The following is a 22245-nucleotide window of genomic DNA, read 5'->3' as shown; positions in this document are numbered from 1 at the left end:
TTTTTGAGGCGATTTGAGGCGATTTTGGCAAAAATGAACGGATATACTCCGTTTTTTAAGCCCTTTTTAAGCCTTTTTCAACCCAAAAAGTGGGTGCATTGAACCGATTGAAGTGGGTGGGAATGCTCCGTTTTCGCCAGTTCATCGTATAGAAGAAGAGAATCATATCTAATATTTGCCACAATTTCGGTTATGATGTATAGAATTATCGCTTGTCCAGAACTCAACTTATCTTTTACATCATTGAATCTTTTAACATCAACTTTATAGCGGTTGTGTCGAGAGGTTAATTCTTCATCTTCTCGCTCAACTAAAAATAAATTTATCAACTCTTCATCGATGAATGTAAGTAAGATTTTTCGCCACTTATTTATTCTTTCTAAAGTTTCTATTTTTTTCCATGTATTGTGAAATCTTAGAGCCAATCCTTTTTCTGTGAATTGTTCGTTTTCGTCTTTTCTAACTCCACAATAATAATAATTAAAACTGCTTGTCTTTTTTGGAATTTTGAATCTATCAAAAATACTATATGAAACAGCAATAATTTTACTAAAAAGAGGTGTTTTAGGAGTAAAAAAATCAACTTTTTTTTCAGAAATCATTAGTGGCAAGGATGTTATTAACTGTGTTTTTCCTGTCCCATTTTTTCCAATTAAAGCATATATCCTATTAGAAATAAAATCATTACTGCTAAATTCAAAATTAATATCAACAGAATCTTTTGAAAAAGCAGGCTTAAACTGATATTTAAAACTATAAAGATTTGATAAGTCGTAATCATATATCCTATATCGAGCTTCTCTCAACAATCTTTCGGCTTCGTCAAATCGAATTAAAGATTCTTTAAAATTTCCATTCCGTTCAAATTTATCCTGTATATCAGGATAAAATGCAGCATCTTTTAACGCATACAATACACTGTCAAATCTCTTTTTTAAAGTGTTTCTTAGTTCATTATAGTATTCTTCTTCTTGTCCCAAAGAACAAAAATCATCACTTAACAGTTTGAAGTTATCTGGCAAGTATTCATTCGTTTTTGATTCATTTTGATATATTATTTTCACCCCACCAATACTAACCGGATTGTCATTTTCACTATCATAATAAAATAGATGGTAGGTACTTTTTACACTGAAGTCATCCCAACTATCATAAACTAAAACAAAAGATGGAAATATTTGAGGTTTTGTATGTGAACGAACCCGGTCACTTCTCCCTGATGGATTTTTTTCAACATAAAAAATAATATCGTTTGGTTTTATGTCAGTAGGTATATTTTCTTTAGGAATTACCCCTAATTTATACAATGGGTATCCATCGCTATCATAGTCTTGAAGAATCAATGTATAGCCCTCTTTCTCTAAATAAGGGTTTATCAATAAAACGTACTTGAAAATATCATCTTCTCCATCCCTATATTTCGGTTGCAAAACAGTTTCAATAAATAAAGAAAATTTCTCATCATCATCTAGTAATTTTAAGCGTTCCTGAAAGACATAGTCATAACTATAATCATCATTTCTAATAAGATGCTGAATAAAATCACCTAAAGCATTATTATATCTATTATCTTCTGATTTCATGGAACTTAAATCCCATATATCGCTCAGGAATGGAATTATACCATCATCCCCGTTATCACCAAAAGCATTGGCTTCTTTATTCAGAAGATTGTATAATTCTAACTTTATTTTTTTTGATAGCTTCATTGTAACTCTCTTAATGGAAGTCAATAATTTTGCAAAATTAAGAAGTTCTTAGGAATAAGAAGCAAAAACAGCAACTATATTATTTTTAGAAATATAGCTGCTGTTCTCCACGCAATATCATGGGGATTTATTCTTCCCCCTTCACCAAATGCTGTAAATTCGGGTCATTCTTGATGCGTTCCATTTCATCAATGACAATCTGCTTTACATCCTGCTTTATCCGGTCGTAATTAAGTTGGATTTGTTCTTTCATCAGGTCGTTGCCATCTGCATCCCGAAAGTCGATAATCTCCGGTATCTTTTCATAGCGGGCAGTTTCACGTTTTACCTTCTCGTTATCCACTACAATTTCAGCATGGAAAATTTTTTGCTCTATCCGTTCATCAAAATTGTCACTGACCGCACCCACGAACATCCCCTGTGTAAGATTGGATATTTTACTGGCAGGTATCAGGCTGTCCATCTGTGTACTGATTGAGGTAGATTTATCCTGACGGTTGATTGTCATGGACTGGCGTTTCTGTAATACCTTCCCGAAACGGTCTGACAATGTTTTTGCTGTTTCTCCCACGACCTGCCCGGAAAAGATGTTTCCAACCGTATTTTGAATTACCTTACTTTCCTTATCGCCATAATCCCTTGTTAGCTGGCTGTAATCCTGAAAACCCAAACAGACTGCTACTTTATTGGAACGGGCGGTAGCTATCAGATTATCCAATCCCCGGAAATAAATGGTTGGTAACTCGTCAATGATAACCGAACTTTTAAGCTGTCCCTTCTTATTAATCAGCTTTACAATACGGCTGTTATACAGTCCCAGTGCTGCCGAATAGATATTCTGACGGTCGGGATTGTTGCCGACACAAAGTATTTTCGGTTCGTCCGAATTGTTAATATCCAGCGTAAAATCATCACCCGTCATTACCCAGTAAAGTGCCGGGCTTATCATCCTTGACAATGGTATTTTTGCCGATGCGATTTGCCCCTGTAACTGGTCTTGCGCTTGCGATTCCCACGCATCCATGAAAGGACTTAAATAATTCTCAAGTTCCGGGTAGGAAGTCAAGATAACAAATGTATCTGCATACTTCCGGTTCAGGAACTCTATGGCGTGCGGGAACGTGCAATACTTTCCGTCTTTATATATCTTGAGAAACCAAATAATCGCAGCCAGTAAGATAATCGGGGATTCCACAAAGAAGTCGCCCTGCTTCTGAATCCAGCTTCGGTTCAGGTTCAGCATAATGGTGTATGCCGATTCGTAGGCATCCGATATGTCTGTCATAAAAGCCGGATTGATAGGGTTACATCGGTGGCTTCGGCGTGGGTCGTCAAAATTGATAACATAGAACGTGGGCTTTATCTTATAAGCATCCGAATGGTTCATCAGGTGATTATATGCGATTTCCGATAAGTCAGGAAACTTATAATCATAGCAATAGAGTGCAAAACCCTTCTCTATCTGTTGTTTAATGTAATTATTTACCACTGCGTAGGATTTACCACTACCGGGAGTTCCCAGCACAATAGTAGCCCGGAACGGGTTTACCACGTTTATCCATCCCTTATGTTGTTTCTTCTTATACCAAAAACGTGATGGAAGATTCACTGAATATTCATTCTCCATCAAGCGGGTTTCCTGCATGAAGCTTTCGTTCTCCAAATTGAAAACATCGTCCATCATATTGTTTTTGAGTAGCCGGGACATCCATACCCCAGCGACCAATAAACATAAGTATCCGCCAGCCATTGACAGGATATAAAAGGTAGCGTTTGCCGAAAGTGGTAATGGTAGATACAATAACCACCAGTTCAGGAAAAACAGGATAAAACCGATAGCAAGAAAAACGTAAATCTTTGTCCATGTTACCTTTTCTTCCTTCACTCCTTTTGTTCCCAAACAACTCAAGGCAAGGAATACCACTGCAAATACCTTTGTTATCAGGATATGACTGAACAGTCCTGCGGTTCGCTGGAAGTTTAATAGTATCTTATCGAGTACGCCGATATTGATACCCCAGTTTACTATCGACTGGTAACAAAACCAGTAAATGTTGATTACCACAAATAAAATACTGATTGCCCGCATAAAGTCCATGACTTTGGCAAGTCCTCTTAAATCATCTTCATTCTGCATAATTGATTATTTTTTAGATTATTATTACATCTGCCGTCCGTAACGGCGTTTTTTCTTTTTCTTGGGAGTTGGCGGGGTTTTATCATTCCCTGCCGATGAATCGCTGCCACCGGGCAGGATGCTGAAAAGGCTTCCGATTGTAGATTCCCCGTTTTCGGATTGCCGTTCTGACGGCACGAACGGTTCTGCCGAAGGTGTGAACGGTTCTTTCGGAACAGCCTGTTTTGTGTGTCCCTCGTTTACATGGGATTCTCTAAACAGGTCATTAAATACATTGGCTGAAAATTCCTTTCCTAAACGAGAGCCGTTCAGGACAGCTTTGTTTTCGTGGTCGATAAAGGTTGCACCATATATGCGCCCTTCCGGGTTCTGCCGGAATACGACTTCAATTCCTTTATCTTTCAGGTTCTTTTCAAATTGTTCCTTTGAGCCGGAAGCTTTCAACGCTTCGCTTACCCGACCTTTGATATTGGCTTTCAGTTTACCGTCTTTCCATTTGGTTGCTGCTTGTCCTATCCTGCGTTCCAATGCTTCATAACCGACCGACTTACCCAGCCGGGAAGACTTGATGGGATTACCCAGCTTTTCGCCTTTATCATCGGTTGCGGAATAGACAATACCATTATAAGCCTTGCCCCGGACTTCGCCTTTGATTTCTTCCGCCCGTACATTATATAATGATAACAGGGTATTCAGTTCCCCGATGCTTTGGAACTGGTAAGTATTTACCACACCTTTAACCGTATTGGAAAGCTGGTGCTTTACATCACCCGCAGCATAATCGACCTTTCGGAACTGATAGTGTTCCTGCTGTTGTTTCTTTTCAGCAGGATGCAGACCGTATTTTGCTTCCAGTTCCCGTGTAATGTCCTTGCTCCGGCGGTGTTCAAACTTATCATTCAATTTTTTGCCGTTCTCGTCCACCCGTAGGGATACGATATGCAGGTGGTGGCGGTCGATGTCTTCATGCTTGTAAACCATGTAGGGCTGATTACCATAGCCCAGCTTCTCCATATATTCCTGTGCAATCTCCGATAGCTGTTCATCCGAAAGTTTATCGTCCGGGTGCGGATTCAGGGATATATGAATTATGGGCTTTTCAGTTTTGATGTCTTGGGGCAGGTGCATTTCAAAACTTTCCATGCAACGCTGGATGTTGAAATTACCATCTTCACTTTCAAACATTCGGTTGCTGAAAAGTACCTTGCCTTGTTCTTCATCAACCTTATTCTGATTGTAAGCCAGCGCACCGAAAAGCGAACTTCCCACATTTATTTTTGCAACCATCGCTGTTCAAATTCCTGTGTGAGTTCGATAATTTTCCGGCTTAATACCACCAGTTCTTCGGTTGCTTTTTCCAATTTATAGAGAAAAGAAAGAGCTTTCTTTTCAGTAAAATTGGTATTCAGAGCCTTCACAATCTGATTATAGTTTACGCCGATTGCCCGGAATTGAGCGTAAAAAGTTGTCAGGCGTGTGTAATAATCGACTGCTGCCTTATCAATTTTTATCACTTTGAATGAACCGCCAAAGATTCTTTCTGTGATAAAATGCGCTTTCGTCCGCATACCGGACTGTTCAAAGAGAGCCAAAAAACGGGCATGGTCGGTCGCATTAAAGCTGACCGAATACCGGAAAACTGCCGGGTCTGCCTTTGGCTTTCGTCCTTTGCCACCGGATTGTGGCACATTCGTTTTTTCTTTTCCCATACCATTATTCTTTAAAGGGTTTACGACTTCGGAGTACAACCCATCCCGGCTTGTCCGGGCAAGGGGTTGTAAGCTGCTGAAAGAATTTCAAGCTGCTGAGGACACACCTTGCTATTTGCACGGCGCAAATAAAATCCGTCATAGGACGGATTAGCAGTTAGCCATAAGATAAATGAACTCCGGGAAGCTATTGAACAAATACCTTTTTATCGGTTCAGATAAGATTCCGGTGCAAAGTAACAGGGATTAATTATGCTGTGCCATAGCACATTATAGGACAAGCGAAGCCATCTAAAGCCATCCGAAGCCACTTTCAAAAACGGACGGTTTTTCTCCATTTATTTGCGGTCAGAATCAGCATTGAAATAGATAAGTAAAGCGATAAATGCCGATTGAAATATCGGAATGAATAAAGACTGGTTTACTGATTTCAGGAAAGCAAGAAATACTGAAATCAATATTTCAAGCTATCAATAAAACAATCTGTCAGGAAGTAAATACTTCCATATCTCAAGACTGAAATACAGATTGAATTATTGGCAGGTTGATAGGATTATTTGAATAAAGAAAGATTTAGATATAGAAATGTAGAACTAATTAAACAATGAAGTCATGAAGGAATTTTTTGTAGTTATTAAAAATGAAAACGGAGATTCAATTCCCGAAGCTATTATGGTTGCCATGTGTGAAATACCCCACATTGGAGATTACGTGGTTATTGATGATGAAAACAACATCACAAAAAATGACCAAACGTCATACCTAAACTTTGTTTGTCTCCTGCATCTGCCGGAAGGTGAAACGTCCGGTTTTCGGTTTAAGGTGGTTGGAAGAAATTTTTCTCGAAAAAACGGAGAATCATCACTCTGTCTGGAATTACAACACGAACCTGAATTAACAAATTAAAAATCAAAGAAATGAAGAAAGAAACATTATTCGTTGCCTTCTCCACCCAAAAAGGCGGGGTCGGTAAAACCACTTTCACGGTATTGGTGGCAAGCTATCTCTATTACCTGAAAGGCTACAATGTGGCGGTTGTCGATTGCGACTACCCGCAACACAGTATCAGTGCCATGCGTAAACGGGACGGTGAACAGGTAAACAACGATGCCAATTACAAGGTGCTTGCCTTTAACCAGTTCAAAGCATTGGGAAAGAAAGCCTATCCGGTCTTGTGCAGCACTCCCGAAGCTGCCATCAGTATAGCCGAAGAGTTCCTGAAAACAAAGCCGATGGAAATGGATGTGGTCTTTTTCGACCTACCGGGAACGGTGAACAGCGAAGGTATTATCAGTTCGCTGGCTTCTATGGACTACATCTTTACACCGATTACCGCCGACCGGGTGGTACTGGAAAGCAGCCTTTCATTCGCCATGACAGTAAACAACCTGCTGGTACAGAATGAAGCTTACCGGATACAGGGCTTGCATCTGTTTTGGAATCAGGTCGATGGCAGGGAGAAAACCGACCTGTATGGAATTTATGAAAATACTATCGGTGAACTGAAATTACCCCTTATGAAAACTTTTATCCCGGATACCAAACGCTACAAAAAGGAACTGTCCGGTGATAAGACTTCTGTCTTCCGTTCCACTCTGTTCCCTGCGGATAAGCGAATGATAAAAGGCAGCAACCTTGAAGAACTGGTGGCTGAAATCGGATACATTATAAAACTATACTAATATGGCAAAACAGGAAAAAGTACAGGTGGATGAAGATTTTATGAAGGAAATCATTTCACAGGGTTTACCCGTGAAACAGGAAATCCCACCTAAAACAGTAAGTAAAGAACCGGATACACCGGAAATCCCCGCAGAACCGGAAATAATACAGGAAACTGTGGAAGAACCAGTCCGGCAACCGGAAGCAAAACCCATCAGGGAAACTACCCGCCGGAAGAAAAGTACCCCTGCCGATTACCGGGAAACTTATTTTCAAAAAATGGAACTTCCCGACCGCCAGCCGATATATGTAAGCCGTTCCACCCATGAAAAGCTTATGAAAATAGTAATGGTTATCGGTGAACGCAAAGCGACTGTAAGCAGCTATGTGGAAACAATTATCCTGAATCACTTCGACCAGTATCAGGACGAAATCAACGAACTGTATAAGAAAACTTTTGAAAGCCCGATATGATACTAAAATTAATGATAGCAGGGGTTGTCCTTTATTACCTCGTCCTGCTGTGTCGGTTCAGGAAGAAAACGAACAGCCCCCCTTCCGATAGTTCCAGAAATCATAAGACCGAAAGGGCTGTCGTTGGAAAAACAACCTTCCGGTTAAGACAAGTAACGCCATCTAAAGACACTGAAAGCCAGTTTTCTAAAGGGGTTGATAATGCTTCTATATTTGCCCCGGCTGACACGGAAGATACCCCACAGCCGATGGATGTTGAATTTGAAATGAAGTATGAAGATGAAGTACCGGAAGATGAACTGGAATCGGAAGAAATCGCACTTATCACAGGCGGTGAAGGTCAGTCGGCACGGGGTATCTCCTTTGAAGAAATGGCACAGGCGGTACAGGTCGTCAGGCAGCAGGAAGTCCCGGAAGAAGAGGAACGAAAAGCCCTGCAAACACTGTCAGTTATGCAACAAACCAGCCTGTATAATACAATGATGGAACAGATAAACGGGGGCATGGTACGGGTGGCGGAAATGCTGGGTAAATACGATGCAGTATTTATCGCCCCGCCAAACGAAACCAACCCCGAAGATTTACAGGCGTTCGATATGAGCGACTATATGTAGAACCTTTAAAAACAAATCAGGTATGAAAGAAAAAGATTACGGTTAGCTGGACTTAATCATTCCAAAAGGTCGAAAGACCAACCACAAAAATTCTCAATTATTAATCCCGCCGGAATAGCGGACTATCCACCCGCTTTCCGGCATCATAAAATCAAGTTTATAATGAAAAAGAAAATATTTCTTTCCGCAGCCATCGTCTTGGCTGCTACTTCCGCATTTGCGCAGGGCAACGGCGTAGGTGGTATTACAGAAGCCACCAACATGGTTACCAGTTATTTCGACCCGGCGACAAAATTGGTGTACGCTATTGGTGCTGTCGTTGGTTTGATTGGGGGCGTAAAAGTATATAACAAGTTTAGTTCAGGCGACCCGGATACAAGCAAAACTGCTGCAAGCTGGTTCGGGGCTTGTATCTTCCTGATTGTAGCTGCCACCATTCTTCGTTCATTCTTCCTGTAATCATAGGAGTATGATTAGCTATTCAATTAACAGGGGGATTGGAAAACCTGCGGAGTTCAAAGGGCTTCGCAGCCAATACCTGTTCATTTTTGCAGGCGGGCTACTTGCCGTCTTCGTATTGTTCATCATTCTGTATATGATAGGTATAAACCAGTGGGTCTGCATTGGGTTCGGGGTCGTAGCGGCTTCGGCTCTTGTGTACTTCACTTTTATGCTAAATGACAAATACGGCACACACGGTCTTATGAAAGTAACCGCCCGCAGAAGCCATCCCCGGTATATCATCAACCGCCGGGCTATCCCCCGATTATTCACCTATAAAAGACAGAAGAACGCATGAGGAATATATTAAAAGCAGCCACGTTGGAAAGCAAATTTCCCCTGTTGGCAGCCGAACACGATTGTATCATCAGTAAGGATGCCGATGTTACAGTGGCGTTCCGGGTAGAGCTACCCGAACTATTCACTGTTACCGGGGTTGAATACGAAGCGATACATTCTGCTTGGCATAAGGCAATCAAAGTATTACCCGATTACAGTATTGTACATAAACAGGACTGGTTTATCAAAGAAAACTATACCCCTGAAATCCAAAAGGATGGGTTAAGTTTCCTGTCCCGCAGTTTTGAACGGCATTTCAATGAAAGACCGTTCCTGAATCATACCTGTTACCTGTTCCTGACAAAAACCACAAAGGAAAGAAGCCGTACCCAAAGTAATTTTAATACGCTTTGCCGGGGCTTCATCATTCCAAAGGAAATTCAGGATAAGGAAACAGTAACGAAATTTTTGGAATCGGTCGGGCAGTTTGAACGGATTATGAACGATTCGGGATTTATCACCCTTACCCGCCTGAACTCGGATGAGATTACCGGAACGCCGGAAAAAGCTGGGATTATCGAAAAATACTTTTCCCTGTCGCAAAGCGATACGACTACCTTACTGGATATGCAACTGAATCTCGAAGATATGCGTATCGGCGACAATACCTTGTGTTTACATACGCTTTCGGATGTAGAAGACCTGCCGGGTGCGGTTACTACTGATTCACGTTACGAAAAGCTGTCCACTGACCGTAGCGACTGCCGTTTGTCGTTCGCTTCACCTGTGGGCGTATTGCTTTCCTGTAACCATATCTATAATCAGTATATCTTTATAGACGACCATGCGGAAAACCTGAAACGCTTTGAGAAGCAAGCCCGCAATATGCACTCGCTGTCTAAATACAGCCGTTCCAATCAGGTGAATAAAGAGTGGATAGAAGAGTACCTAAACGAAGCGCACAGTCAGGGTTTGACCTCTGTTCGCTGCCATTGCAACGTAATGGCATGGGCGGATGATAAGGAAGAATTAAAGCATATCAAGAATGACGTGGGAAGCCAGCTTGCCTTGATGGAGTGCAAGCCCCGCCACAATACAACGGATACCCCGACCCTTTACTGGGCGGGTATCCCCGGCAATGAAGCCGATTTTCCGGCGGAAGAATCCTTCTTTACCTTCATTGAACAGGCTTTGTGCTTCTTTACGGAAGAAACGAACTACCAATCATCACCCAGTCCTTTCGGGATTAAGATGGTGGACAGGCTCACCGGAAAACCGCTTCACATTGATATTTCCGATTTGCCCATGAAAAAAGGAATTATTACGAACCGTAATAAATTCATTCTTGGGCCAAGCGGAAGTGGAAAATCCTTCTTCACCAACCACATGGTACGCCAGTATTACGAACAGGGTACACACGTCCTGTTAGTGGATACCGGAAATTCCTATCAGGGATTATGCGAATTAATCCACCGGAAGACTGGCGGAAAAGATGGCGTGTATTTTACATATACCGAAGATAACCCGATTTCATTTAATCCATTCTATACCGAAGATAACATCTTCGATATTGAGAAGCGGGAATCCATCAAAACGCTTATCCTGACCTTATGGAAACAGGAACATGAAAAGCCCACCGGGGCGGAAAGCGTTGCCTTATCCAATGCTGTAAGCGACTTTATCAACCTGATAACACAGGATAAATCCATTGTACCCAGCTTCAATTCCTTTTACGAATTTATCAAAAATGAATACCGGAATAACCTGAACGAACAGAACGTCAGGGAAAAGGATTTCGATATTGATAATTTCCTGTTCGTGTTGCAACCTTTCTATAAAGGTGGCGAATACGATTACCTGCTGAACTCGGATAAAGAACTGGACTTGTTGAACAAACGCTTCATTGTTTTTGAGGTGGATGCCATCAAAGATAATCCCGTCCTTTTTCCGGTGGTTACCATCATCTTAATGGAAGTTTTTATCAATAAAATGAGGCGGTTAAAGGGTATCCGTAAAATGCTGCTTTTAGAAGAAGCGTGGAAGGCTATCGCTAAAGACAGTATGGCACATTACCTGAAATACCTGTTCAAAACGGTGCGTAAATACTTCGGCGAAGCGGTGGTAGTAACACAGGAAGTGGACGATATTGTCCATTCTCCCATTGTGAAAGAATCCATCATTACGAACTCCGACTGTAAAATTCTGCTCGACCAGCGCAAATACATGAACAAGTTCGATAGCATACAAGCAATGCTGGGTTTGACCGATAAGGAAAAGGCGCAAATACTTTCCATCAACATGGCGAATCATCCGGGACGGAAGTACAAAGAAGTATGGGTAGGACTGGGTGGCGTACAATCGGCTGTGTATGCTACAGAAGTGAGTTTAGAAGAATATTACGCATTTACAACGGAAGAAACTGAAAAACTCGAACTGTTCCAACTTGCCGAAAGGCTGGATGGCGACCTTGAACTGGCTATTAAACAGCTTGCCGAAAGCAAGTGTAATCCTGATTAAGCGTATGGAAAGAACAACAAAAGACAGCAAACCTATCGGATTTGCTGATATATGCGGGAACTGGGTTACTGAAAACGGAACGGAATTTCAAATATTTTCCGGTGGTGGCAAATGCTTCATAACCTTTCATAAAACCTATAAGTGGGGAAAGAAGATAGGCAAAATAAAGCATTTTATCCACCATGTAAATAACGGTGAATTTTATTTCACTATGGATAAAATGATGTATGAATTATGGTATAGCAGAGCCGACAATACAATACGGTTAAAGCCTGTAACATACTGTACAAAAAAAGAATATGAATTTAAAATCACTTCATTATGAAACAAATAAAAATCATCTTCCCGGTGCTTCTATGTGTTATCCTGTTGGCTTTGTCTTCCTGTAAGGAAACCAACGCCGATCGACTGAAAACCATGTGCGGACATTGGGAAAGCGTTATGAACCGACCATCGTTCACGGTCTTTGAAAGTGCGGATGGCTATAAAGTAACCATGCAACGAAGAACCCGCAGGGGCGAAACCAGTGCGGAAACCTACCAAATCATAGAAAAGGACGGATACCTGTTTATTGAAACGGGATTTTCGATACTGATAAGCTATGATAACGAAACCGACCGGATACTGTTATCCTCCGGTGGTGAGTATGTGAGAAGTAAGAAACAATTAAAAAATTAAAGCAATGAAAACAAAAATAATGATGTTAGCTGTGACACTTTGCCTGTTCGTAGGTAATGCCAGCGCACAATGGGCGGTAATCGACCCGACAAATTTGGCTCAAGGTATTGTCAATACTACCAAAGAAATTGCACAGACATCAAAGACTGTCAGTAATACACTGGATACTTTCAAGGAAACTAAAAAATTGTACGACCAAGGCAAGCAATATTATGATGCCTTGAAATCGGTAAATAATTTGGTGAAGGATGCCCGCAAAGTACAGAAAACTGTGCTTCTGCTCGGCGAGATTACGGATATATATGTAACCAACTTTCAGCTAATGTTATCGGATAAGAACTTCCGACCGGAAGAACTCAATGCCATTGCATTCGGATATTCCAAACTGTTGGAAGAAAGTTCGGATGTACTTACGGAACTGAAAAATGTAGTGAATATCAACGGGCTTTCCATGACCGATGCTGAACGTATGGAACGGATAGACAAAGCATATAGTTCTGTGTTGAATTACCGGAACTTGGTTTCTTATTATACCCGTAAAAACATATCCGTGTCTTACCTGCGGGCAAAGAAAATCAGCGACACCGACCGTGTAATGGCTCTGTATGGAACTGCTAACGATAGATACTGGTAATTATGACGTTGTTAGCCGTTGATTGGGGAAACCTGCATGAGATTCTGAAAAATCTCTATGTGGATATGATGCCCCTGTGCAGTAACATGACAGGGGTTGCCAAAGGTGTGGCGGGGCTGGGTGCATTGTTCTATGTGGCAGCGAAAGTATGGCAAGCCTTATCGAGAGCCGAGCCGATAGATGTGTACCCGCTTCTGCGACCTTTCGCCATCGGTCTGTGCATTATGTTCTTTCCGACTATCGTACTGGGAACGATTAATAGCGTAATGTCCCCGGTAGTGAAAGGAACGCATAACATACTGGAAGGTCAAACTTTCGATATGAATAAGTACCGGGAATTAAAAGATAAAAAGGAGTATGAAGCTATGCTTCGGAATCCTGAAACTGCCTTCCTCGTTTCCGATGAAGAGTTCGACAAGCAACTGGACGAACTGGGCTGGTCGCCTTCGGATATGATTACGACAATGGGGATGTATATGGAAAGGGCTTCTTACAATATAAAGAAAGCTGTCCGGGACTGGTTTCGGGAACTGCTGGAAATTCTCTTTCAGGCTGCTGCCCTTGTCATTGATACGATACGGACGTTTTATTTGATTGTATTAGCCATACTTGGCCCGATTGCTTTTGCAATATCGGTCTATGATGGTTTCCAATCTACCTTAACACAATGGATAACACGCTATGTAAGCGTGTACCTATGGCTTCCCGTATCGGATTTATTCAGTTCTATTCTTGCCCGGATTCAGGTTTTGATGCTTGAACGTGATTTGCAGTTATTGGACGACCCCAGTTTTATACCCGACAGTTCCAATACGGTTTACATCATCTTTATGATTATCGGAATTGTAGGATACTTTACCATTCCGACCGTATCCAACTGGATTATTCAGGCTGGCGGACTGGGTGGTATGAACCGGAATCTTTCTAAAACAGCAAGTGGTGGCGGAAACCTTGCGGGCGCAGCAGCCGGGGCAGTAGGTGGAAACATCGCCGGAAAATTAATTAAAAAATAAACAGTAAAAATATGGAGTTTAAAAGTTTAAAAAATATAGAAACCAGTTTCAAACAAATACGCCTGTTCGGGATTGTATTTGTATGCCTGTGTGCCGGGATTGTGGGCTATGCCCTTTGGAACTCGTACAGTTTTGCAGAAAAGCAGCGTGAAAAGATTTACGTCCTCGATGGGGGTAAATCCCTTATGCTGGCACTTTCGCAGGACTTGTCGCAAAATCGCCCGGTAGAAGCAAGGGAACACGTTAAACGTTTCCACGAACTCTTTTTTACCCTTTCGCCGGATAAGAACGCCATTGAATCGAACATACAGCGTTCATTGTACCTGACGGATAAAAGTGCTTTCAACTACTATAAGGACTTATCCGAAAAGGGGTATTATAACCGTATCATTTCCGGAAACATCAACCAGTCGGTACAAGTGGACAGTGTAATATGCAACTTCGACCAGTATCCTTATCAGGTGGCGACCTATGCCCGGCAAATGATTATCCGGGAAAGCAGTGTTACCGAAAGAAGCCTTATTACCCGATGTCGGTTGCTGAACTCCGTAAGGAGTGATAACAACCCGCATGGCTTTACCATTGAAGCTTTTGAGATTACGGAAAATAAAGATTTACAGGCATTAAAACGGTAAGGCTATGGTAAAGAAATCATTAACAAACCTGCGGGACTGGATAGACGATAAGCTGCGTTATGCTTGCGGAAGCCTGTCGAAAGATGCCCGGATAATCATTATCATAACCTTTATTCTCGGCGGTAGTATCCTATCTATTTACTGGACAGTTTCTTCTATATATAATATAGGAAAGAAGAGTGCAGAGAAAGAATTTATGGAGATAAGGCACATTGAACGCTTGGAACTGGAACGGAAAGACAGTATAAATCATTATCAATTACAAAAATATGGAACAGAATCAGAATTTGAATCAGGAAACAAGTAACAACAAAGAAGGGAAAGAGAAAAAACAGCTTTCCCCGCAGGAATTACAGAAACGCAAGAAGCTTTTCATCTTCCCGTTGATGTTCCTTGCTTTTGCCGGATGTATGTGGCTGATATTTGCCCCATCCTCAAAAGACGAAGTAAAGCCGGACGAAATCGGCGGTTTCAATGCCGATATACCACTACCCAAAGAAGACGGGATATATGGCGATAAAAAGACGGCTTACGAACAGGAATCCATGAAATCGAAACAGGAAGACCGGATGCGTTCTTTGCAGGACTTCGGCTTTACATTGGGTGAAGAAAATAAGGTTACGGATAACTTGAGCCTGACAGCCGACCTGCCGGAAGAACAGCCAGCAAGTAACAGCCGGAGTTACTACGGTGGTTCTTCCCGCAATGGTTCTTATGTCCAATCTTCGGCTTATGCCTATCAGGATATAAATCGACAGTTGGGAAGTTTTTATGAAACACCCAAAGAAGACCCGGAAAAAGAAGAACTGGCGCGGAAGATTGAAGAACTGGAATCTCGGCTATACGAACGGGAAAATACCCAAAGTACGGCGGATGAACAACTGGCACTACTTGAAAAATCCTATGAACTGGCTGCCAAATATATGAATGGTGGACAGGAACAGGCAGTAAAGCAGGTAACGCCAACCGCATCCATACAGGGAAAGGTTCAGGCGTTGCCTGTGCAAGCTGTAACGGAACAAACCGTTTCAGGACTGCAAGTACCTATGAGTGATGCGGAGTTTATCGCAGCGTACAGCCAGCCCCGCAATTATGGATTTAATACGGCGGTCGGAACCGGGTCGTTAATGGGAAAGAATACGATTCTTGCCTGTATCCATGAAGACCAGTCGGTGATGGACGGGCAGAATGTCCGGCTTCGCCTGTTAGAGCCGTTACAGGCGGGTCATATCAGGATGCCGAAAAATAGCTTGTTATCAGGAACGGCACGGGTTCAGGGTGAGCGCATGGATATTAATATCTCTTCATTGGAATATGAAGGTAATATCATTCCGGTTGAATTGGTGGTCTATGATTCGGACGGGCAGAAAGGTTTATCCGTTCCGTCCTCGCTGGAAATGCAAGCCTTGAACGAAGGTATGGCAAATATAGGGGCTGGGCTGGGCTCAAGCTTTACCGTCAATCAAAATGCGGGGGCTGCCATCGTTTCGGATTTGACAAGGGGCGTTCTGCAAGGCGGGTCGCAATACCTGTCAAAGAAGTTCAGGACGGTAAAAGTAAATCTGAAAGCCGATTACAAAGTAATGTTATTCACAAAACAGTAATAACAACCACAAAATCCGCGCAAATGAGCGCAGAGCCAAACTTGTTTGAGCTATGCCGAGTGCAGCCGGATTTATCAAAAAATTTCTCAATTATTAATCCGCCGGGAAGCGGGCTATCCACCTGCTAACGGCAACTAAAAATCAATTTGTAATGAAAAAGTTAATTATCATGTTTGCACTGGTTATCGGTGCGGTAACAGTCAAAGCGCAAAGCAACGATTTGTTTCAGGGTATCACCCAAAAATTTCCTTACGGGCAAATGGTTACGCCTTACGGTGTTCAGGTAACGTTTGCAAAAACAGTACACATTATTTTCCCTTCCACTGTCAAATACGTGGATTTGGGTTCTACCCACCTTATCGCAGGAAAAGCAGATGGGGCGGAAAATGTTATCCGTGTAAAAGCTGCTACCGAAGGTTTTCCGGGAGAAACCAACTTTTCGGTTATCTGTGAGGATGGCAGTTTTTATTCCTTCAACGCCAAATATGCCAATGAACCGGAAATGCTAAACATCGAAATGAAAGATTTCCTTGAGAATGAAAGCATAATCGATTACTCCCATACCCGGATGAACATTTACTTCCGTGAACTGGGTAATGAATCGCCGTTGCTGGTGAAGCTGATAATGCAGTCTATCTATAGAAATAACGATAGAGAAATACGCCACTTGGGATGCAAGCGTTTCGGAATACAGTTCTTAATCAAGGGAATCTATGTACATAATGGGATGTTCTATTTCCATACACAGGCGAAGAACTCTTCCAATGTTCCGTTTGACACGGACTTTATCAAATTTAAGGTTGTCGATAAGAAGGTGGCAAAGCGTACTGCCATTCAGGAATCGGTGCTTTATCCTGTCCGCAGTTTTAACGAAGTGATTACCATAGGTGGAAAGTCCACTATCCGCACAGTCTATACCTTACCAAAGTTCACGATCCCGGATGATAAGATACTGGTGGTAGAGCTGGTCGAAAAGAACGGTGGCCGTCACCAAAATATTCGTATCGAAAGTTCGGATATTGTGAACGCCAGAGTGATTAACGAACTAAAAATCAAGTAAGATGAAGAAGTTAATCTGTGTTATAGCAGTGTTGTGTTTGTGCCAGACTTTTAACCTGGCACACGCACAACGTTACCTGCCCGGACAAAAGGGAATCCAGCTTACGGGCGGAATGGCGGATGGCTTTAAGAAGCCCGGTAAACCGGAATCAGCATATTATTTCGGTGCTGCGCTTTCCACTTATACCAAAAACGGAAACCGTTGGGTGGTCGGTGCGGAATACTTCAATAAGGAGTATGAATATAAGGATGTAACCGTTCCGGTAAGCCAGTTTACAGGCGAAGGCGGGTATTATATCAAAATTCTTTCCGACCGCCGGAAAACATTCTTTTTGTCCTTCGGCTTGTCGGCTCTTGCCGGGTATGAAACAAGTAACTGGGGAGATAAGGAACTATACGATGGTTCTAGACTCACAAACAAAGATGCCTTTGTGTATGGTGGTGCTGCTACGCTGGAACTGGAAACTTATCTTACGGACAGGGTGGTTTTCCTTATCAATGCCCGTGAACGTGCGCTGTTCGGTTCTTCCATCGGAAAGTTCCATACACAGTTCGGGGTCGGTTTTAAATTCATAATAAATTAGTGCGATATGAAAAAGATAATCAGAAACATATTAATGGGGGTGTACTTGCTGGGAGCAATGCTGCTGGTGTTTTCTTGTGATGATAAGCTGGATATTCAGCAAGTTTACCCGTTCACGGTAACAACGATGCCCGTACAAAAACGGATTAAGATGGGCGAAACGGCAGAGATACGTTTTCAACTTCAGCGGGAAGGCTATTATGAAGATACGAAGTATTTCATCAGGTACTTTCAGCCGGATGGCAAAGGTACGCTGCGGATGGCGGACGGAACAATGTTTCTTCCGAATGATTTGTACCTACTTCCGGGCGAAACTTTCCGCCTATACTATACTTCCGCTTCCACCGACCAGCAACAAATCGACGTATATATTGAAGACAGCTTCGGACAGGTGGTACAGCTAACGTTTGCTTTTAATAATGAGAAAGAAGAGCAGAAAAAATAAGCGATTTAGGCAACCTCTTGAAAAACACCTGGAAAGAAATTTTGTCAGGTGTTTTTTTATGGGTATTTTTGCGAAAATACGATCGGATTTTATTATGGAATTAGAGATTTTAAGATTAAAAGAACGAATAGAAATAGCATTAGAGCTAGGTGAAAGTCATTATAGAGAATTCAAGAGTGGATTAAAAGGTACTCCTGATAACAAAACAAATCGAGACATAAAAGATGTATGTGATGACATAGCAAGAACCCTTGTTGCTTTTGCTAATGCTGATGGAGGAGAACTGCTTGTTGGAGTAGAAGATAGCGGTATTGTGTCTGGTTTAAATTACAAGGAAGAAAAATTAGAAATTTTGCTTAATGCGCCTAAAAATAATATTCATAAAGACACACCTTTACCTAATTATAAATCGAAAATTATAGAATATGAGAGCAAAAAAATCCTATACTTTTCAATACCTAAAGGAAATAGATATGTATATTTAACTTCCGATGGTAGATGTATTCAAAGACGAGATTTGGAATCTGTACCAATTTCTGTTGAAGAAATTTTATTTTCAAGAGAAGAAATTGTATCTAGAGAATACGATAGACAATTTGTTGACAATGCGAATATTAATGATCTAGATATTGATTTAATAACCAAAATAACAAATCAGCTATCTATCAAAATAAGTCCAGAGAAATTTTTACAGCATATAGATGTTGCTGAATTTGACGGAAATAAACTAAAATTAAAAAAGGCTGCATTATTATTATTTGCTAAAAAACCCACAAAATGGCATCCCAGATTACAAGTAAGAATCATTAAAGTTGCTGATACCACTCTAAAAAGCGGAGAAGATTTTAATGTTATATATGATGAAGAAATATCTGATAATATAATGAATCTGATTGAATCTAGTTGGGATTCCCTAAGGCCTCATCTAACAGAAACTAAATTTTCAAAAGAAGCAATATTTAAAACCCAAATACTATATCCCGAATTAGCATGTAGGGAAGCCTTGATAAATGCCATTGCTCATAGAGATTATAGCATAGAAGGACGTGGAATTGAAGTTTACATTTACACAGACAGATTGGAAATTCAAAGTCCAGGAGAGTTATTATCCTCAATAAACCTTAAGGATATTCAAAGTGAAAAAGGAGTTCATCAATCACGAAACTCTAATATATCTAAAGGATTAAGAGAAATTGGATTTATGCGTGAATTAGGAGAAGGAATTAGGAGAATATATGATTTAATGAGAAACAATGATCTACAACCTCCTAACTTTAACTCGAACAACAAAACTTTCACTGTTCAATTATTCCAAAAATATGTATATACAAAAGATGAAAAATTATGGTTGGATAATTTCTCTCATCTTTCTCTATCAAGAGAACAAAAAACAATAATTCGATTAGGAACTAATGGAAGACTTTTTTCCGCTGATGATATTTGGGAAACAGTTGGCATTGTAGACACAGATAAATACAGACAATTAATAGAGTCCCTGACAGAATTAGGGATAATGAAAAGAAAACTAACAAGAAATGAATCATATAGTTTAGCAAAGAAAACCAAAACAAGCAAAAAAGCGATCAAACAATTTGAAATCATTGTTCCTTTTGAAATAAAAACAGAAATAAAAACAGAAGAAAAAACGGAAGAAATTACAGAAAAATCAAAAATCCCATTATTGGATGATTCTTCTTATTCAAAAATTTTCGTAACAAATATTCCATATAAAATTAATGAAAATGAATTAACTGATTTTTTTTCACAGTTTGGTAATGTCGTTTCAGTTAAGATTCCGAGGGACTACAAAACAAAATATATAAGAGGCTTTGCTTATGTTGAATTTGACAAATTAAGTGAAGCAGAAGAAGCTGTAAAACATTCTTCAAAATGTGATTTAAAGGGAAGGAAAATTTATATACAGCACTCTAAATATGATATATAAGCACTAATTTGAAATAAAGAAAATAAACAGCCAGCCAAAGATAAGTGTTATCTTTAGCTGGCTATCTCGCACTCTTCCATGTTTTTGATATAGAGAAAAGTTCCCCATCCGTATGGCGATAATCATACTGAAAATATTCTGTTCCCCTGAATGCTCCCGCAATGAACGTTACATATTTTTCTTGTCCCGGCTCTTGGGTCGTGGACACTCCGTTTTTATTTAGTGATTCCATATATTTACATTAATAAAGTGAGTAACAAGGCGATGAAAACCGCAGCTATCAAAAGGCTATACAGTACGGATACGAATAACCGCAGGATAAAGCGGATAACGAAAAACGCTATTATCAATACTGCCCATATACCCGCCGAAGTGGACAGAAAATAAACTACTGAAGCCAGTAACCCCACCCGGAACAATAACCTGAATAAACCGCTTGTTTTCATTATAATTTGATTTGTGGGCGGGTTTCCCCGCCCAGTGAATAATCAGGAAGCCCGAAAAACGAAACTATCTTCAAACCAGTAATCACCCATAAATAGGTCGCGGGCAAACTTTTCATAATCGAAGTATGTTTTTGCGAACTCCGGCAGTTCGTAGCACTGTTCTACAACTTCATAGGCATAATCTTCTTCATCGTTATATTTGCCCTGAAAATCGTCCCTGAAAGAAGAAATAAGGTCGTTTGCATCTTCGGTCGATAGGTCGTGTGAACCGTGATTACACCACACTAAAAATGCTTCCTGCTCGTCTTCGCTTAAATCGTCCATTGCATCCCGGATGTCGAAAAAGTTATCAGACAACCAACTTTCACCGATTAAATTTTCCGGTATATTTTCCCAGTCCTGAAACATATATTCCGGGTCTGTTTCGTCTGCGTGTAACTCCTTACAAGCTTCGTAAAACTCGTCTTTGTCCGAAAAGTCGGAAAGGTCAAACCACTTGCCCTCGATTGAGCCATCGTTGTACTTTGCATATGTACCTACATAAATCCTTGCTTCGCTTAAACTTGTTGCTTCCATAACTTCTGATTTTTTAGATATATGCGGATTCTTGAGGTGAGGGAGTTGAGTTTCATAACCTTTTTTTCCTGCTTCTCGTAAATCCGACTTTTTTTATATGCGTCTTTCCGTCGGGTCGGTCGTTTTCGTTTCATATATGCAGGAAAGTGTAGGCTTTAGTCTTTGCAAGTTTTTGTGGAAAAATACTCTCTGGGCGAAGCGCAGCAGGAAGATTTTTACATCAAACCCTTTAGGACTTGAACTTTCAAAGACGTTAAGAAGCCGTAAATACTTTTGCATATAGAAATGAAAAGGAATAACCGCCCGATGGAATGACTGCCTATGGGAGTGGTTTACGGTTAAAGAAGCTGGAAAAAAAGCATTAGTTTAGGTAAGTGGAATAAAAAATGGCGGGCTTTGTCGGCTCGCCATCATTAGGTTATCACAACTTGTGATAAGTTATTTTTCTTCATCAGGTATTCTGTATCCTATGGGTTTTCTTGGTTTGGGGTCAGGTTTACTTAATAGCTGGGTTAAAGCTTGGTATATTTCACTGAATTGTGCATCTGTACTTTCTTCCAGTTCCTCAATACGTTTAAGAAGTTCATCATATCCGATAACCATTTGTCGCATCAGGACAAATGCCCGCATAATAGATATATTTACATCTATTGCTGTTTGGCTTCTCAACACCGTAGAAAGCATTGCTACACCCTGTTCCGTGAAAACCATTGGGCTGACAGAACTATGTTTTAGGGTTTCGGGGAACTGGTCACAAATTGTGACCAGTTGGTGAAACTCCTCTTTATCAAGTTCAAACATAAAGTCAGAAGGAAATCGCTGAATATTACGTTTGACAGCCTGTTTGAGAACTTTTGTCTTTACATTATATAACTCTGCTAAATGAAAGTCCAGCATCACCCTGTATCCCCGGACTTCAAAGATTTTGTTTTGAATAACTTGTAATTCCATATCTATTTATATTTTAGTGTTTTACATTGAAAATCGTCACCTAATTCGTTACCCATTAGTTGCCTACTGAAAAT

The 22245-nt window shown here is 40.8% G+C and carries 25 protein-coding genes; 18 read left to right on the top strand and 7 right to left on the bottom strand.

The genetic code is table 11. From position 1 onward, the window contains the following. Positions 1–77: 77 nt before the first annotated feature. The 4 genes from D0T60_RS13365 to mobA form a co-directional block, all read right to left on the bottom strand. The gene (locus tag D0T60_RS13365) at positions 78–1709 is read right to left on the bottom strand and encodes a hypothetical protein (protein ID WP_163218608.1); all 1632 of its coding nucleotides are present in this window, start codon (positions 1707–1709) and stop codon (positions 78–80) included. Between the two features lie 127 nt (positions 1710–1836). Further along, a complete protein-coding gene (gene mobC, locus D0T60_RS13360) occupies positions 1837–3846 on the bottom strand; it encodes a conjugal transfer protein MobC (protein ID WP_163218607.1) in 2010 nt (669 codons plus the stop codon). Positions 3847–3870: 24 nt separating this feature from the next. Then, the gene (mobB, locus tag D0T60_RS13355; protein ID WP_163218606.1) at positions 3871–5133 is read right to left on the bottom strand and encodes a conjugal transfer protein MobB; all 1263 of its coding nucleotides are present in this window, start codon (positions 5131–5133) and stop codon (positions 3871–3873) included. Beyond that, positions 5118–5555 (bottom strand): conjugal transfer protein MobA, encoded by a 438-nt coding sequence (gene mobA, locus D0T60_RS13350; protein WP_034542528.1) that lies wholly within the window; start codon positions 5553–5555, stop codon positions 5118–5120. The genes mobB and mobA overlap by 16 nt, the downstream gene beginning before the upstream one ends. 612 nt (positions 5556–6167) lie before the next feature. Between mobA and D0T60_RS13345 the strand changes: the two genes are divergently transcribed. From D0T60_RS13345 to D0T60_RS13260, 18 genes are all read left to right on the top strand, one after another. Next, positions 6168–6461 carry a hypothetical protein gene (locus D0T60_RS13345; protein ID WP_163218605.1) on the top strand — a complete coding sequence of 98 codons (294 nt, stop codon included), beginning with the start codon at positions 6168–6170 and terminating at the stop codon, positions 6459–6461. An 11-nt stretch (positions 6462–6472) separates the two neighbouring features. Then, positions 6473–7237: a ParA family protein gene (locus D0T60_RS13340; RefSeq protein ID WP_163218604.1), complete on the top strand. Its 765-nt coding sequence runs from the start codon at positions 6473–6475 to the stop codon at positions 7235–7237. A 1-nt stretch (position 7238) separates the two neighbouring features. Continuing rightward, positions 7239–7691 carry a DUF3408 domain-containing protein gene (locus D0T60_RS13335; protein WP_163218603.1) on the top strand — a complete coding sequence of 151 codons (453 nt, stop codon included), beginning with the start codon at positions 7239–7241 and terminating at the stop codon, positions 7689–7691. Then, complete coding sequence (locus D0T60_RS13330; protein WP_203558340.1) at positions 7688–8305, top strand: hypothetical protein; 618 nt, start codon at positions 7688–7690, stop codon at positions 8303–8305. The genes D0T60_RS13335 and D0T60_RS13330 overlap by 4 nt, the downstream gene beginning before the upstream one ends. Before the next feature lie 162 nt (positions 8306–8467). Next, positions 8468–8764, top strand: coding sequence for a DUF4134 domain-containing protein (locus D0T60_RS13325; RefSeq protein ID WP_025003727.1), 297 nt, complete (start codon positions 8468–8470; stop codon positions 8762–8764). Between the two features lie 10 nt (positions 8765–8774). After that, entirely contained in the window at positions 8775–9104 is a 330-nt protein-coding gene (locus tag D0T60_RS13320; RefSeq protein ID WP_034542533.1) for a DUF4133 domain-containing protein, read from the top strand. Further along, entirely contained in the window at positions 9101–11602 is a 2502-nt protein-coding gene (locus tag D0T60_RS13315; RefSeq protein WP_163218602.1) for a TraG family conjugative transposon ATPase, read from the top strand. Before D0T60_RS13320 ends, D0T60_RS13315 begins: the two co-directional genes overlap by 4 nt. A 4-nt stretch (positions 11603–11606) precedes the next feature. Beyond that, complete coding sequence (locus D0T60_RS13310) at positions 11607–11927, top strand: hypothetical protein (protein ID WP_163218601.1); 321 nt, start codon at positions 11607–11609, stop codon at positions 11925–11927. Further along, positions 11924–12280 carry a DUF3876 domain-containing protein gene (locus D0T60_RS13305; RefSeq protein ID WP_163218600.1) on the top strand — a complete coding sequence of 119 codons (357 nt, stop codon included), beginning with the start codon at positions 11924–11926 and terminating at the stop codon, positions 12278–12280. The genes D0T60_RS13310 and D0T60_RS13305 overlap by 4 nt, the downstream gene beginning before the upstream one ends. 4 nt (positions 12281–12284) lie before the next feature. Continuing rightward, positions 12285–12914, top strand: coding sequence for a DUF4141 domain-containing protein (locus D0T60_RS13300; protein WP_163218599.1), 630 nt, complete (start codon positions 12285–12287; stop codon positions 12912–12914). Between the two features lie 2 nt (positions 12915–12916). After that, positions 12917–13927, top strand: coding sequence for a conjugative transposon protein TraJ (gene traJ / locus D0T60_RS13295; protein WP_163218598.1), 1011 nt, complete (start codon positions 12917–12919; stop codon positions 13925–13927). A gap of 11 nt (positions 13928–13938) precedes the next feature. After that, positions 13939–14562 carry a conjugative transposon protein TraK gene (gene traK, locus D0T60_RS13290; protein WP_163218597.1) on the top strand — a complete coding sequence of 208 codons (624 nt, stop codon included), beginning with the start codon at positions 13939–13941 and terminating at the stop codon, positions 14560–14562. A gap of 4 nt (positions 14563–14566) precedes the next feature. Further along, a complete protein-coding gene (locus tag D0T60_RS13285; RefSeq protein ID WP_163218596.1) occupies positions 14567–14869 on the top strand; it encodes a TraL conjugative transposon family protein in 303 nt (100 codons plus the stop codon). Continuing rightward, entirely contained in the window at positions 14832–16166 is a 1335-nt protein-coding gene (gene traM / locus D0T60_RS13280; protein ID WP_163218595.1) for a conjugative transposon protein TraM, read from the top strand. The genes D0T60_RS13285 and traM overlap by 38 nt, the downstream gene beginning before the upstream one ends. Before the next feature lie 151 nt (positions 16167–16317). Next, positions 16318–17226, top strand: a complete 909-nt coding sequence (traN, locus tag D0T60_RS13275; protein ID WP_163218594.1) for a conjugative transposon protein TraN — start codon at positions 16318–16320, stop codon at positions 17224–17226. Position 17227: 1 nt separating this feature from the next. After that, entirely contained in the window at positions 17228–17809 is a 582-nt protein-coding gene (locus D0T60_RS13270; protein WP_163218593.1) for a conjugal transfer protein TraO, read from the top strand. Positions 17810–17815: 6 nt separating this feature from the next. Beyond that, the gene (locus D0T60_RS13265) at positions 17816–18253 is read left to right on the top strand and encodes a DUF3872 domain-containing protein (protein ID WP_163218592.1); all 438 of its coding nucleotides are present in this window, start codon (positions 17816–17818) and stop codon (positions 18251–18253) included. Then, complete coding sequence (locus D0T60_RS13260) at positions 18228–20198, top strand: ATP-binding protein (RefSeq protein WP_163218591.1); 1971 nt, start codon at positions 18228–18230, stop codon at positions 20196–20198. Before D0T60_RS13265 ends, D0T60_RS13260 begins: the two co-directional genes overlap by 26 nt. A gap of 61 nt (positions 20199–20259) precedes the next feature. Here D0T60_RS13260 and D0T60_RS13255 read toward each other — a convergent pair whose 3' ends face one another. The 3 genes from D0T60_RS13255 to D0T60_RS13245 all read right to left on the bottom strand — a co-directional run bounded on the left by D0T60_RS13255 (position 20260) and on the right by D0T60_RS13245 (position 22171). Next, entirely contained in the window at positions 20260–20430 is a 171-nt protein-coding gene (locus D0T60_RS13255) for a DUF3873 family protein (protein ID WP_163218590.1), read from the bottom strand. Positions 20431–20686: 256 nt separating this feature from the next. Then, positions 20687–21220, bottom strand: coding sequence for an antirestriction protein ArdA (locus tag D0T60_RS13250; RefSeq protein WP_163218589.1), 534 nt, complete (start codon positions 21218–21220; stop codon positions 20687–20689). 438 nt (positions 21221–21658) lie between these two features. Continuing rightward, positions 21659–22171: an ORF6N domain-containing protein gene (locus D0T60_RS13245; RefSeq protein WP_025003714.1), complete on the bottom strand. Its 513-nt coding sequence runs from the start codon at positions 22169–22171 to the stop codon at positions 21659–21661. Positions 22172–22245 lie beyond the last annotated feature (74 nt).

Source organism: Bacteroides sp. 224, assembly GCF_010500995.1.
Classification (GTDB): domain Bacteria; phylum Bacteroidota; class Bacteroidia; order Bacteroidales; family Bacteroidaceae; genus Bacteroides.
This window is presented reverse-complemented; position numbering and strand designations above follow the sequence as displayed.

What these genes read in the sequence shown, in the direction of transcription:
- D0T60_RS13365 (WP_163218608.1), bottom strand. Translation starts at nt 1,709, where the DNA reads ATGAAGCTATCAAAAAAAATAAAGTTAGAATTATACAATCTTCTGAAT.
- mobC (WP_163218607.1), bottom strand. Translation starts at nt 3,846, where the DNA reads ATGCAGAATGAAGATGATTTAAGAGGACTTGCCAAAGTCATGGACTTT.
- mobB (WP_163218606.1), bottom strand. Translation starts at nt 5,133, where the DNA reads ATGGTTGCAAAAATAAATGTGGGAAGTTCGCTTTTCGGTGCGCTGGCT.
- mobA (WP_034542528.1), bottom strand. Translation starts at nt 5,555, where the DNA reads ATGGGAAAAGAAAAAACGAATGTGCCACAATCCGGTGGCAAAGGACGA.
- D0T60_RS13345 (WP_163218605.1), top strand. Translation starts at nt 6,168, where the DNA reads ATGAAGGAATTTTTTGTAGTTATTAAAAATGAAAACGGAGATTCAATT.
- D0T60_RS13340 (WP_163218604.1), top strand. Translation starts at nt 6,473, where the DNA reads ATGAAGAAAGAAACATTATTCGTTGCCTTCTCCACCCAAAAAGGCGGG.
- D0T60_RS13335 (WP_163218603.1), top strand. Translation starts at nt 7,239, where the DNA reads ATGGCAAAACAGGAAAAAGTACAGGTGGATGAAGATTTTATGAAGGAA.
- D0T60_RS13330 (WP_203558340.1), top strand. Translation starts at nt 7,688, where the DNA reads ATGATACTAAAATTAATGATAGCAGGGGTTGTCCTTTATTACCTCGTC.
- D0T60_RS13325 (WP_025003727.1), top strand. Translation starts at nt 8,468, where the DNA reads ATGAAAAAGAAAATATTTCTTTCCGCAGCCATCGTCTTGGCTGCTACT.
- D0T60_RS13320 (WP_034542533.1), top strand. Translation starts at nt 8,775, where the DNA reads ATGATTAGCTATTCAATTAACAGGGGGATTGGAAAACCTGCGGAGTTC.
- D0T60_RS13315 (WP_163218602.1), top strand. Translation starts at nt 9,101, where the DNA reads ATGAGGAATATATTAAAAGCAGCCACGTTGGAAAGCAAATTTCCCCTG.
- D0T60_RS13310 (WP_163218601.1), top strand. Translation starts at nt 11,607, where the DNA reads ATGGAAAGAACAACAAAAGACAGCAAACCTATCGGATTTGCTGATATA.
- D0T60_RS13305 (WP_163218600.1), top strand. Translation starts at nt 11,924, where the DNA reads ATGAAACAAATAAAAATCATCTTCCCGGTGCTTCTATGTGTTATCCTG.
- D0T60_RS13300 (WP_163218599.1), top strand. Translation starts at nt 12,285, where the DNA reads ATGAAAACAAAAATAATGATGTTAGCTGTGACACTTTGCCTGTTCGTA.
- traJ (WP_163218598.1), top strand. Translation starts at nt 12,917, where the DNA reads ATGACGTTGTTAGCCGTTGATTGGGGAAACCTGCATGAGATTCTGAAA.
- traK (WP_163218597.1), top strand. Translation starts at nt 13,939, where the DNA reads ATGGAGTTTAAAAGTTTAAAAAATATAGAAACCAGTTTCAAACAAATA.
- D0T60_RS13285 (WP_163218596.1), top strand. Translation starts at nt 14,567, where the DNA reads ATGGTAAAGAAATCATTAACAAACCTGCGGGACTGGATAGACGATAAG.
- traM (WP_163218595.1), top strand. Translation starts at nt 14,832, where the DNA reads ATGGAACAGAATCAGAATTTGAATCAGGAAACAAGTAACAACAAAGAA.
- traN (WP_163218594.1), top strand. Translation starts at nt 16,318, where the DNA reads ATGAAAAAGTTAATTATCATGTTTGCACTGGTTATCGGTGCGGTAACA.
- D0T60_RS13270 (WP_163218593.1), top strand. Translation starts at nt 17,228, where the DNA reads ATGAAGAAGTTAATCTGTGTTATAGCAGTGTTGTGTTTGTGCCAGACT.
- D0T60_RS13265 (WP_163218592.1), top strand. Translation starts at nt 17,816, where the DNA reads ATGAAAAAGATAATCAGAAACATATTAATGGGGGTGTACTTGCTGGGA.
- D0T60_RS13260 (WP_163218591.1), top strand. Translation starts at nt 18,228, where the DNA reads ATGAGAAAGAAGAGCAGAAAAAATAAGCGATTTAGGCAACCTCTTGAA.
- D0T60_RS13255 (WP_163218590.1), bottom strand. Translation starts at nt 20,430, where the DNA reads ATGGAATCACTAAATAAAAACGGAGTGTCCACGACCCAAGAGCCGGGA.
- D0T60_RS13250 (WP_163218589.1), bottom strand. Translation starts at nt 21,220, where the DNA reads ATGGAAGCAACAAGTTTAAGCGAAGCAAGGATTTATGTAGGTACATAT.
- D0T60_RS13245 (WP_025003714.1), bottom strand. Translation starts at nt 22,171, where the DNA reads ATGGAATTACAAGTTATTCAAAACAAAATCTTTGAAGTCCGGGGATAC.